12 protein-coding genes are annotated in these 11,835 nt (G+C 72.7%); 6 read left to right on the forward strand and 6 right to left on the reverse strand.

The window, feature by feature from the left end; all coding sequences use genetic code 11:
- Window positions 1-26 precede the first annotated feature (26 nt).
- Window positions 27-1,820 (forward strand): sensor histidine kinase, encoded by a 1,794-nt coding sequence (locus CC117_RS19265; RefSeq protein ID WP_071086136.1) that lies wholly within the window; start codon window positions 27-29, stop codon window positions 1,818-1,820.
- Complete coding sequence (locus tag CC117_RS19270; RefSeq protein WP_071086137.1) at window positions 1,811-2,494, forward strand: response regulator; 684 nt, start codon at window positions 1,811-1,813, stop codon at window positions 2,492-2,494. Before CC117_RS19265 ends, CC117_RS19270 begins: the two co-directional genes overlap by 10 nt.
- Here the strand turns inward: CC117_RS19270 and CC117_RS19275 are convergent.
- From CC117_RS19275 to CC117_RS19285, 3 genes are all read right to left on the reverse strand, one after another.
- Window positions 2,451-4,007 (reverse strand): aldehyde dehydrogenase family protein, encoded by a 1,557-nt coding sequence (locus CC117_RS19275; protein ID WP_071086139.1) that lies wholly within the window; start codon window positions 4,005-4,007, stop codon window positions 2,451-2,453. The genes CC117_RS19270 and CC117_RS19275 overlap by 44 nt on opposite strands.
- A gap of 119 nt (window positions 4,008-4,126) precedes the next feature.
- A complete protein-coding gene (locus CC117_RS19280) occupies window positions 4,127-4,921 on the reverse strand; it encodes an enoyl-CoA hydratase (protein ID WP_071086140.1) in 795 nt (264 codons plus the stop codon).
- Between the two features lie 4 nt (window positions 4,922-4,925).
- Window positions 4,926-6,080: a thiamine pyrophosphate-dependent enzyme gene (locus tag CC117_RS19285; protein WP_071086141.1), complete on the reverse strand. Its 1,155-nt coding sequence runs from the start codon at window positions 6,078-6,080 to the stop codon at window positions 4,926-4,928.
- Window positions 6,081-6,176: 96 nt separating this feature from the next.
- Between CC117_RS19285 and CC117_RS19290 the strand changes: the two genes are divergently transcribed.
- Window positions 6,177-6,485, forward strand: a complete 309-nt coding sequence (locus CC117_RS19290) for a GlsB/YeaQ/YmgE family stress response membrane protein (protein WP_071086144.1) — start codon at window positions 6,177-6,179, stop codon at window positions 6,483-6,485.
- 140 nt (window positions 6,486-6,625) lie between these two features.
- On the opposite strand, the gene CC117_RS19295 is transcribed toward CC117_RS19290, so the two are convergent.
- The 3 genes from CC117_RS19295 to CC117_RS19305 form a co-directional block, all read right to left on the reverse strand.
- Window positions 6,626-6,859 (reverse strand): UBP-type zinc finger domain-containing protein, encoded by a 234-nt coding sequence (locus CC117_RS19295; protein ID WP_035740747.1) that lies wholly within the window; start codon window positions 6,857-6,859, stop codon window positions 6,626-6,628.
- A 92-nt stretch (window positions 6,860-6,951) separates the two neighbouring features.
- On the reverse strand, window positions 6,952-7,677 hold the full coding sequence (locus tag CC117_RS19300; RefSeq protein WP_084132410.1) for a GNAT family N-acetyltransferase: 726 nt from the start codon (window positions 7,675-7,677) through the stop codon (window positions 6,952-6,954).
- Window positions 7,674-8,522 carry a Sir2 family NAD-dependent protein deacetylase gene (locus CC117_RS19305; protein ID WP_071086184.1) on the reverse strand — a complete coding sequence of 283 codons (849 nt, stop codon included), beginning with the start codon at window positions 8,520-8,522 and terminating at the stop codon, window positions 7,674-7,676. Before CC117_RS19305 ends, CC117_RS19300 begins: the two co-directional genes overlap by 4 nt.
- Before the next feature lie 228 nt (window positions 8,523-8,750).
- On the opposite strand from CC117_RS19305, the gene CC117_RS19310 reads away from it, so the two are divergent.
- The 3 genes from CC117_RS19310 to CC117_RS19320 are packed head-to-tail and all read left to right on the forward strand — an operon-like array spanning window position 8,751 to window position 11,805.
- Entirely contained in the window at window positions 8,751-8,921 is a 171-nt protein-coding gene (locus CC117_RS19310; protein WP_018637291.1) for a HypC/HybG/HupF family hydrogenase formation chaperone, read from the forward strand.
- Window positions 8,922-8,962: 41 nt separating this feature from the next.
- Entirely contained in the window at window positions 8,963-10,018 is a 1,056-nt protein-coding gene (locus CC117_RS19315) for an NADH-quinone oxidoreductase subunit B family protein (RefSeq protein WP_071086148.1), read from the forward strand.
- The gene (locus CC117_RS19320) at window positions 10,015-11,805 is read left to right on the forward strand and encodes a nickel-dependent hydrogenase large subunit (protein WP_071086150.1); all 1,791 of its coding nucleotides are present in this window, start codon (window positions 10,015-10,017) and stop codon (window positions 11,803-11,805) included. Before CC117_RS19315 ends, CC117_RS19320 begins: the two co-directional genes overlap by 4 nt.
- The last annotated feature ends 30 nt before the right edge of the window (window positions 11,806-11,835 follow it).

Below are 11,835 nucleotides of genomic sequence, written 5' to 3' on the forward strand. Positions count from 1 at the left end.
AGACCACTCTCCGGTAGACCTGAGCGATGCCAGTCGGCCCCGAACGCTCCGCGACGGCGCGACTCATCCTCTCGGCCGCGGTCACCACCCTGGTCGTGGCCGCGGGCACCGTGGCGGCCGGGTGGCCCTACTGGCAGCACCACCGGCTGGGCGCCGTCCCGAACGCGGGTGTGGCGGCCGTGCTCGCCGTCGCGGGGGTGCTCCTCGGCGCGCAGCGGTCGTCGCGCCGGTGCGGCCTGCTGCTCACCGCCGCCGGCGGGTTCAGTGCGCTGACCTGGCTGATCAGCTGGGACGCCGCCGCACTGCCGCTGGTGGGCAGCGTCAGCCAGTCCGCGTTCTGGCTGACCTACGGGTGGGGCCTGCTGATCTACCCCGGCAACGCCCTGCGCGGCCGGTGGGACCGCTGGTGGGTCGGGTCCAGCGCGGTGGTCCTGCTGCTGGGGCAGGCCGCGACCATCGCCGTCTCCAGGCCGGAGTGGAACGGCTTCGCGCCGGACGTGTTCTGGCCGGCGCCACTCCTGCTCGACCACGCCGACTTCGTCGTGTTCATGAAGGTCCTGACGGTTCTCTACGTCGCGGTGCCCGCGTCGTTCGTGCTGCTCGCGCTCGTCCGGGTCCGGACCTACCCGGGCCTCGACCGGATCATCGCCGGCCCGGTCCTGCTGCTGGCGGGGTTCACCGCGCTGGTGGCGGCCGTGACCTACCCGGACCTGATGTCCGGCCCGACCCTGGGTCAGCTCGAGGACGCCATCGCGCTGCAGGGGGCGTCCTCCATCGCCGCGCCGTGCGCGCTGCTCGCCGTCTGCGCCCGCGCGCGGCTGCTGGTGACGACGACCGCCGACCGGCTGCACGCGGCGATCGGGTCACCGACCCCCTCGTCCGTCCGCGACGCGTTGCGGACGGTGCTCCGTGACGGCACGCTGGACGTCCACTATCCGCAGGCGGAGCGGGACAGCTTCGTGGACCTGCACGGGCGGCCCGTCGACCTGCCTCCCGTGGCGAGCGGCGGTACGGTCGCGGACCGGCGCTGGTACCTGCCCGCCCGGTCCGCGGACGGCACCTTTCTCGCCGTGCTCAGCCTGAACCCGGTGCTGCGCCACCACCGCCCGCAGGTTGACGCCGTGCTGGACGCCGCGGCGGTGCCGCTGGAGCACGCCGGCGCCCAGTCGGGGCTGCGGGCGCAGCTCGTCCGGCTCGGTGACGCCCGGCGGCGGGCCTCGCGCACCTGGTTCCGGGAGTGGGAGATGCTGGAACGGGACCTCGGTGACCGGGCCCGCGGGCTCGCCGACCTCGCCGATCTCGCCGCCCGCGCAGACTCCCCCGCCCACTCGGACGATGCCGCCTACGCCGGCGCCGCCGGGCAGGCGGGACCAGGGCAGGCGACGGCCCGCGCGCTGGCCGAGATCGCCGAGGGACTGCGGGCGGCCCGCGGGGAGCTGGCCGCGATCACCGACGCGCTGCGACCCGCCATCCTGGACGAGGAGGGGCTGGGCGGGGCGCTGGCCGCCCTCACCGCCACCCTGGACCGGCCCAGCCAGCTGCGGGTGCCTCCCGAGCGGTTCGACCCGGCGAGCGAGCGGGCGCTGTACCTGGCGCTGGCCGCGACCCTGCGCGGCCTGCCCGCCTCGGATGGTGCGGCGGTACGCGTCGAGGTGCGCACGGACGGCACCTCGATCGTCGGCGAGGTGACGACGCTCGCGCCGGTCCCCACCGACCGGGCGCGGGTCGGTGCCGACCACGTGCGCGCCCTCGGCGGATCGTTCGCCGTCCGTCAGAACGCCGGCGGCACCACGGCGCGGGTGACGGTCCCGTGCGGGTAGCCCTCGCCGACGACAGCCCGCACCTGCGCGCCGGGCTGCGGGCGCTGGTGTCCAGCCTCGGTGCGGAGGTCGTCGCGGCCCTGGGCCGCGGCAACGACCTGGTCGACGTCGTGACGGCGGCGCCCGCCGCCGCGCCGGTGGACGTCGCGCTGGTCGACATGCGGATGCCCCCCACCCACACCGACGAGGGGCTACGGACCGCCCGGCAGATCAGGGCCCTGCGGCCGGCCACCGCCGTGCTGGTCTTCACCGCCGACGACGAGGCTCCCTACGCGGCCGAACTGCTCCGCGGCGCGCCGGGCGGGACGGGCTACGTCCTGAAGTCCACCATCACCGACCGCGAGCGGCTGCAGTCGGCGCTGGACCGCCTGGTCGCCGGGGACATCGTCGTCGACGCGGAGGTGGCGCGCCAGGTGGTGACACTGCCCGGCGCCGCGCCGGTCCTCACCAGGCTGGACGACCGGCAGCAGGCCGCGCTGCTGCTCGCGCTGCAGGGCCGGGACGTCAACGGGACGGTCCTGGCCGGGCTGCGCACCGCCCTCGGCCTGGCCGGCGACACCGGCACCGACACCGACACCGACACCGATCTTCGTGCCGATGCGGTACTCGGCCGCCGTGGCGCTGACGGATTCATCGCCCGCGAACTGATCTCCTGGCTGCTCGCGCACGGGTAGCCCGGGAGAGGCCGGAGAGTCTGGTGACCAGGTCTGCCGCCGTGCCGCCGTGCCGCAGCCGCAGGACCAGCCGCAGCGCGGCGGAGGTCCCGGGCAGCGGGTCGAAGCGGGTGACGTCCAGCCCCGGCACGCCGGGGCGGCGGGTCGCGACGGAGCGCGGCCGGGCGAACTCGCGCAGGCCGTCGGCGCCGTGGACCCGGCCGAAGCCGCTCTCCCCGCGGCCACCGAACGGCAGCCCCGGGATGGCCGCGAACGACAGCACCGAGTTCACCGACACCATGCCCGCGTCGAGCCGGGCGGCGATCCGGTCACCCTGCCTGCGGGAGAACACCGCGGCGCCGAGGCCGTAGCGGCTGCCGTTCGCCAGGGCGACCGCCTCGTCGACGTCCGCGACGGTGCGTACCGTCATCGTCGGCCCGAAGGTCTCCTCGCGGACGGCCGCGCTGTCCTCGGGGACGTCGACCAGCACGATCGGGTCGATGAACGGGGCGCGCAGCGACTCCGGCCCTCCGAGCAGCGCCGAGCCGCCGCGGGCGAGCGCGTCGTCGACGTGGCGGCGGACGACGTCGGCCTGGCCCGGCAGTGTCATCGGGCCGTAGGCGGCCCGCTCACCGGCGCCCGCGCGGATGCCGGCGAGCTGGCGGCGCAGGTGGGTGAGGAAGGCATCCCGCACCCCGGCGACGACGTAGACACGCTCGACGCCCGCGCAGGTCTGGCCGGCGTTCGCCATCGCGCCCCAGGCGACGATCCGTGCGGCGGCGGCGAGGTCGGCGTCCTCGGCGACGATGGCGGCGTCCTTGCCGCCGCACTCGGCGACGACCGGGGTGAGCGTCTCGGCGCAGGCGGCCAGCACCTGCCGGGCCGTCGCCGCCGAGCCGGTGAACGCGACCTTGTCGACGCCCGCCGCGCACAGTGCCGCTCCGGTCTCGCCGCGGCCGGTCACCGCGGTGAGGACACCGGCGGGCAGGTCCGGGTTCGCGGCCGCGAACCCCTCGGCGAGCAGCAGGCCGAGGGCCGGTGTCAGCTCACTCGGCTTGAACACCACCGTGTTGCCCGCGGCGAGGGCGTAGGCGATCGACCCGGTCGGCGTCAGCAGCGGGTAGTTCCACGGCCCGATCACGCCGACGACCCCGAAGGGCAGGTAGTCGAGCCGGGCCCTGTGGTCCGGTGTCACCGGGCCGCCGCGGATCCGCCGCGGGCCCAGCACCCGCCGGGCGCTGCGGGCGGCCCACCGGATGTGCTCGCAGGTCAGCAGGAGCTCCAGCCGGGCGTCGATCACCGGCTTGCCGTTCTCGGCGTGGACGAGGTCGACGACCTCCCGGTCGTGGGTGGCGAGCCAGCCGGCCCAGCGCAGCAGCGCGGCGCGGCGCCCGTCGAAACCGGCGGACCACCACGCCGGCGCGGCCGCCCGCGCCGTGCCCACGGCGGCCGTCACCTCCGCCGCGGACATCACCGGGAAGGTCCCGACGACCTCGCCGGTCGCCGGACTGCGCGACTCGAACGTGCTCTCCACGCTCGCCACCGTGCTCCCCACCGCTGTACTTCCCACCGCCGTGTTTCCCACCGTCGCGCTTCCCACAGCCGCCCCCGCCTCTCGCCAGCCTCCGTCGGACGTCGGCGGCCCTACGTGCCCTACTTGCCCTGGAAGACCGGGGCCCGCTTCTCCGCGCGGGCCCGGCGGCCCTCCTGCGCATCCTCGCTGGCCCAGCATGCCTCGTAGGCGGCGGTCACCGCCTCCGACGGGACCGCGCCGGTGTCGGTGGCCTCGTTGAACGCCTGCTTGGAGTAGGCCAGCGTCAGCGGCGCCAGGCCGGCGAGCTCGTCCGCCCAGGCCAGCGCGACGTCCAGGTCCCCGGCCCGCTGGACCAGGCCGACGCCGAGCGCCCGCGCCGCCGGGACGGTCTCGCAGCCGAGCACGACGGCGCGCGCCGTTCCGCCGCCGGCGAGCGCGGCGAGGCGGCTCAGCGTCCACGGGTCGACGGCCAGTCCCAGCCGGGCGGTCGGGATCGCGAACACGGCGCTGTCGGCCGCGACCCGCAGGTCCGCGGCGAGCGCGAGCTGCAGCCCGGCGCCGATCGCCGGCCCGTTCACCGCCGCGATCACCGGCAGCGGGGTGTCCGTGATCGCGTGCAGCGCGTTGTAGAGCGCGTCGGTGAACGCCTCGCCGTAGACCTGGTTGAGGTCCGCCCCCGCGCAGAAGCTCGATCCGACACCGGTGAGGACGATCGCGCGCGCACCGGCGTCCTCCGCCCGCCCGAGCGCGGCCCGCAGTCCTTCGCAGTGCTCGATGTCGAGCGCGTTGCGGCGCTCCGGCCGGTCGATGCGGATGACCGCGACCTGCGGGGCCCCGGACGTCTGGTCAGCTCCGGCCGACTCACCGGAGGCGGGAGGAGGAACGGGTCCGCCGCGGAGTTCAACGTCTATCACGGCGTCAACCCTCCCAGATCTGCCCCCGCTGCTCGCGCAGTAGTGAGGAGTCACCAACCAGGACATGATCGACCAGCGAGCGGGGCGCCGGGTCGGGCAGGGCCAGGCACTCGCGCCGCAGTGCGGCCGCGGCCGTGTCGGCCTCGGCTCTGACCTGCTCGAACCAGGCCGCGTCATGGCTGTGGGCCAGCAGCCGCCCGAGCCGGTCGATCGGATCCCGGGCCTGCCACCAGGCCAGCTCGGCGGCCTGCTGGTACCTCGTCGCGTCGTCGGACGTCGTGTGCGGCGCCATCCGGTAGGTGTTCGCCTCGATGAGGACGGGACCACCCCCCGCGCGGGCGTGGTCGAGCGCCCAGCTGGTCACCGCGTGCACCGCCAGGACGTCGTTGCCGTCGACCCGTACCCCGGGGAAGCCGAAACCCTCGGCACGCCGCGCGAGCGGGACGGGCGACTGCCGGCTGCTGGGCGTGGAGATCGCCCACTGGTTGTTCTGGCAGAAGAACACCACCGGCACCGCGAAACTCGCCGCCCACACGAACGCCTCGTTCGCATCCCCCTGGCTCATCGCCCCATCGCCCAGATAGACCATCACCACCTGGCCATCACCGCCCGTGCCCACTGCGCCAGCCGTGCCTCCCGTGTCTCCCGTGCCAGCCGCACCGTTCAGGTCGGGCCGGCGGGTGAGGTCGTCCATCCGCACGCCCAGCCCGTACCCGACGGCGTGCAGCGTCTGCGAGGCCAGCACCAGCACGTAGTTGGCGACCTGATACCGCTCGGGATCCCAGCCGCCGTGCGAGACCCCGCGCAGCAGGCGCAGGACATCCACCGCGGGGATGCCGCGGTGCCACACCACGGCGTGCTCCCGGTAGCTGGGGAAGAGGAAGTCACCCGGCCGGGCGGCGGCGGCGGAGCCCACCTGGGCGGCCTCCTGCCCCCGCAGAGGGATCCACAGGACCAGTTCGCCCTGGCGCTGCAGGGCCGTCGCCTCCTCGTCCAGGCGGCGCGCCCGCACCATCTCCCGGTAGAAGGACTCGGTCTGCCCCGAACCGGCCCGCACCGAGAACCGCGGATCATCGACGAGTTCGCCGTCCGGCGTCAGCAGCCGAACGCCCACGTCAAACGCCGCGCCGTTCCCGCCACGTTCCGCCATCAACGCCATCCGTACACATCCCGTCTCGTCGGCCACTTCGTTTCGACGCCGGAAGGGCGGGGATACCGGTAGACATCCAACACCCGACCCAGGGGGCCGTCCGTCGTGTTTCAGATTCTTTGGATTGTGCTGGCAGGTCTCATCATCGGAGTTCTTGCACGCTTCATCGCGCACGCCATCGGGCGCGGGCGGCAGGATATCCCACTGTGGTTGACCGTGGCCATCGGTATCGTGGGTGCCCTTGTCGGAAATGTCATCGCGAGTGCTATCGGGGTCCGCGACACGTCGGGCTTCGACTGGATTCGCCATGTTCTCCAGGTCGGCGTCGCGGTGGCTCTGGTCGGTATCGCCGCCCCGCTGTGGGCGTCCCGTCAACATCGCCACCACGATGACCGCTACGGGGTGCGTCACTAGCGCCCACGCGGGCTCCACCGCGGCGCGGACCGGCACCCTCGTGCCCGGCACGACCGCGTGCCCCACCAGCGGCGCCAGGTACGAACCGGTCCCGGCACCGGCGGCCACGACTCGGTCGCCGGTGCCGGGACCAGCTGGCACTAGACGTAGGTCTCGTCCACATAGCACCAGCGCCAGTCCTCACCGGGCTCGTGCGACCGGACGACAGGATGCCCCTCGGCAGCCGCGTGGGCCCGCGCATGGCGCATCGGGGACGAGTCGCAACAGCCCACGTTGCCGCAGCTCAGACACAACCGCAGATGCACCCAGACCGACCCGACCCGCAGGCACTCGGCGCAGCCGTGCGACGTGTTCGGCACAACCGGACGGATCATCGACAGGTGTGGATCAACGCCAGCGTTCACGCCGCTATTCTCCCCTGACCGGACGCACGCCGCGACGTGGACCGTTCAGGAGAACACCGTTGTCACCCCGAAGATGATTGTTGCCGTTTGCCGAGACCGATGTTTCCCGGATCGACATCCGCGGCACCCTTGTCCTGGACATCGGCGTCTCCGGCGTTCCGGGGCCAGGCATCGACGTCCATGCGGTCCRCCGGGTCCCGGAGGTCCCTGTCCAGGACGACGAAGGCGAGATCCGCGCGCCGCGGCACGCCGAAACGCTCGTCGCCGTAGGGAAAGGGCTCGCGCCGCTCGGTGCGCCGGTAGCCGCGCCGCTCGTACCAGGCGATCAGCTCGGCACGCAGCGAGATCACGAACATCTCCATCCGCCTGGAGGACCATTCGCGGCACGCGAACCGCTCGGCGGCGGCGAGCAGCGCGTCACCGACGCCGCGGCCCTGCAGCTCGGGCCGGACGGCGAACATGCCGAAGTAGGCGATGCCACCGTCGCGCCGCTGGAGCTGGCAGCAGCCGACGACGGTGCCGCCAGGGTCGCCGGGGTCGGCCGCCAGGAGGAAGCGGAAGTCGGGCCGGCCGAGCTCCTCCGTGACCATGGCGAGGTCCGTCCGCTGGCCGTCGAGCAGATCGGCCTCGGTCGTCCAGCCGGCCCGGCTGCGCTCGCCCCGGTAGGCGGACTCGATGAGATCGACAACCGTCGCCGCGTCGCCCACCCCGGCGGCGCGCACGGTGAGCCCGGCGCGCACGGTGCGTTTCGGGTGGTCGCGCGGCCGTCCCGGCGGCGGGCCGCTCATCGGGCGGCGGCACCGAGCAGCTCGGCGGACAGCCGCGGCAGGACGGCGCTGAGCTGCGCGTCGAGCGTGAAGACGGCGCGGGTGTCCCCCCGGGTGGGGCCCTGGTTGACGATCCCGACCGGGATGCCCAGCTCCGCGGCGCGCAGCACGAAGCGGTAGCCGGACATGACGGCCAGCGAGGAGCCGAGCACGAGCAGGGCGCGCGCGGAGCTCAGCAGCGTGACGGCGCTCGCGAGCCGCTCGGGCGGGACGGTCGCGCCGAAGAACACGACGTCGGGCTCCAGGTCCCCCTCGCAGCCCGGGCAGCCGACCATGACGAAGTCCGCGATCTCCCGGTCGGCGAGGGTGACGTCGCCGTCCGGGTTGACCTCGGCGCCCAGCGGGCCGGCGGCGAACCTGAGGCCGAAACCCGGGTTCGCCGCGCGCAGCCGCCGGTCGAGGTCGGCCCGGGTACCCATCACGCCGCAGGAGCGACAGCGGACCCGGGCGAGGTTCCCGTGCAGGTCGATCACCCGCTGCGAGCCGGCGGCACTGTGCAGGCCGTCGACGTTCTGGGTGACGACACCGTCCAGCAGACCCGCCGCCTCCAGCTCCGCCAGCGCCCGGTGCCCGGGGTTCGGGCGCGCGCGGGCGACGTGATGCCAGCCGACGTGGCTGCGGGCCCAGTAGCGGCGGCGGGACTCCGCATCCCGGGTGAACTGCTGGTAGGTCATCGGGGTGTGCCGGCGCAGCGAGCCGTTCGGGCCCCGGTAGTCCGGGATGCCGGAACCGGTCGAGATCCCGGCGCCGGTGAGCACGGCGACGCCACCACCGGCGACAAGATCGCGCAAGGACGCGAAGGCCATGGCCCGAGCGTAGAACGCGACGGCGGCCCGGTTCGGCGGATGGGACGTCGTTCCCGCCACTGCGGGCCATGGCCCGGGCCGTCCCGGGCCCGCGGCCCAGATCGTCGAGTGGTGGGGCCCACATCACAGACGTACCGTTAGGCCGTGAACACGCACTGCAAGGATCCTGCGGACGTAACCAGCCCGAGCGCCCCACCGTGTCATCCCGCCGGCGAAACGAACCACTGCGTGACCTGCTCCGACGGAGTGATCGAGATGGAGGTCGTCCGTCTGGAGGAGGGCGGGCTGGCCCTGGCGCGGGCCTCGACGGGCGTGGCGGAGATCAGCATCGCGCTGGTGGCGGCGCAGGCAGGCGACACCGTGCTGGTGCACGCCGGGGAGGCGATCGCCGTCGCGTGAAGGACCCGTGATCGGTCGACGACGGAAGGGGTGGGGGAACCGTGTCCACAGTCGAGGATCCGATCCACATTCTCTGGATCAACGCCGGTCTGAGCTGCGACGGGGATTCGGTCGCGCTCACCGCGGCGACACAGCCCAGCATCGAGGACATCGTGCTCGGCACCCTGCCCGGGCTGCCCAAGGTCAGCGTGCACTGGCCGCTCATCGATTTCGRGTCCGGCCCCGAGCAGGGCGCGGACACGTTCATCGAATGGTTCCGCCGGGCCGAGCGCGGCGAGCTGGAACCGTTCGTGCTCGTGGTCGAAGGGTCCATCCCGAACGAGGACCTCATCACCGGCGAGGGCTACTGGTGCGGGTTCGGGAACGATCCGCAGACCCGCCAGCCGATACCGACCAGCACCTGGCTGGACCGCCTCGCCCCCCGGGCACTCGCCGTCCTCGCCGCCGGCACCTGCGCGACGTACGGCGGCATCCACGCGATGGCCGGGAACCCGACCGGGGCGATGGGCGTTCCCGACTATCTCGGGTGGGACTGGAAATCGAAGGCCCAGATCCCGATCGTGTGCGTTCCGGGGTGCCCCGTGCAGCCGGACAACCTGTCGGAGACCATCACCTACCTGCTCTACCAGGCGAGCGGCCAGGCGCCCATGATTCCGCTGGACGACCAGCTACGGCCGCGCTGGCTGTTCGGCGCGACCGTGCACCAGGGCTGCGACCGGGCCGGCTACTACGAGGAAGGCCAGTTCACCACCGAGTACGGAACACCCGAATGCCTGGTGAAGATCGGCTGCTGGGGGCCGGTGGTGAAATGCAACGTCCCCAAGCGCGGCTGGATGAACGGGATCGGCGGCTGCCCGAACGTCGGCGGCATCTGCATCGCCTGCACGATGCCCGGCTTCCCGGACCGTTTCATGCCGTTCATGGACGAACCGCCGGGCGCGCACGTCTCGACCCTGGCCAGTGGTGTGTACGGGGCGGTCATCCGCCGGCTCCGCGCGATCACCGCGCACAAGGCGGACATCGAGCCGCGCTGGCGGCACCGGGACGTCCACGCGCACCGGGACAGCGCAGACCAGCGGGAGAAGGTGCTGACATGACGACCACCTCGGCGCACAGGGAAACCGACGCCCGGGGCTCGAACCTGCTGGAGATGTCGTGGGACCCGATCACCCGCATCGTCGGCAGCCTCGGTGTCTACACGAAAATCGACTGGCCGGCCCGCCGGGTCGTCGAATGCCACAGCACGTCGTCGATCTTCCGCGGCTACAGCATCTTCATGAAGGGCAAGGACCCGCGCGACGCGCACTTCATCACCAGCCGCATCTGCGGGATCTGCGGTGACAACCACGCGACCTGTTCCGTCTACGCGCAGAACATGGCCTACGGCGTGAAGCCGCCGCATCTCGGCGAATGGATCCTCAATCTCGGCGAGGCGGCCGAGTACATGTTCGACCACAACATCTACCAGGAGAACCTGGTGGGGGTGGACTACTGCGAGAAGATGGTCGCCGAGACGAATCCCGAGGTTCTCGAGCTGGCCCGGAACACCGAGTCGCCACACGCCGGCGACCACGGGTACCGCACCATCGCCGACATCATGCACGCGCTCAACCCCATCGAGGGCGAGTTCTACCGCGAGGCCCTGGCGATGAGCCGGCTGACCCGGGAGATGTTCTGTCTGATGGAGGGGCGGCACGTCCATCCGTCCACGCTCTACCCGGGCGGGGTGGGCACGGTGGCGTCGGTGCAGCTGTTCACCGACTACCTCAGCCGACTGATGCGTTACGTCGAGTTCCTCAAGCGTGTCGTGCCGATGCACGACGACCTGTTCGACTTCTTCTACCAGGCGCTCCCGGGCTACGAGGAGGTCGGGCGGCGCCGGGTCCTGCTCGGGTGCTGGGGCTCGTTCAACGATCCGGCGCACTGCGACTTCAGCTACCGGAACATGGCCGACTGGGGCCGGCACATGTTCGTCACCCCGGGCGTGATCGTCGACGGCGAGCTCGTCACCAACGACCTGGTCGACATCAACCTCGGGATCCGCATCCTGCTGGGCAGTTCGTACTACGAGGACTGGGACGACCAGCCGATGTTCGTCACCACCGACCCGCTGGGCAACCCGGTGGACCGCCACCATCCCTGGAACCAGCACACCATCCCCCGTCCGGGGCGGCGCGACTTCGACGACAAGTACTCCTGGGTCATGTCGCCGCGCTGGTTCGACGGCACCGACCACCTCCCGCTCGACACCGGGGGTGGCCCGATCGCGCGGCTGTGGAGCACCGCGCTGTCCGGGCTGGTCGACATCGGCTACGTCCGCGCGACCGGGCACAGTGTCAGGATCACGCTGCCGAAGACGGCGACGGTCGGCGAGCGCGCCTACGAGTGGGCGATCCCCCGCTGGAGCAACGCGCTGGAGCGCAACCGGGCCCGCACCTACTTCCAGGCCTATGCCGCTGCCTGCGCGCTGTACTTCGCCGAGCAGGCGCTGGCCGAGGTGCGGGCCGGGAACACCCGCACCTGGGAACCGTTCGACGTCCCGCAGGACGCCGTGAGCTGCGGTTTCACCGAAGCCGTGCGCGGGGTGCTGTCGCACCACATGGTCATCCGGGACGGTCGGATCGCGAACTACCACCCCTACCCGCCGACCCCGTGGAACGCCAGCGTGCGCGACGTGTACGGAACACCCGGCCCGTACGAGGACGCGGTCCAGAACACGCCGATCTTCGAGAACAACCCGCCGGAGTCGTTCAAGGGCATCGACATCATGCGCACCGTCCGCAGCTTCGACCCCTGCCTGCCCTGCGGCGTCCACATGCACACGGGCACCGGGCGGACCCTCCAGGTCGTGCACACCCCGCACGCCTTCACCCCCGCGGGTTGACCCCCATGACAGCCACAMCCTCAGCACCCM

The sequence above is a fragment of the Parafrankia colletiae genome (assembly GCF_001854655.1).
Taxonomy (GTDB): Bacteria; Actinomycetota; Actinomycetes; order Frankiales; family Frankiaceae; genus Parafrankia; species Parafrankia colletiae.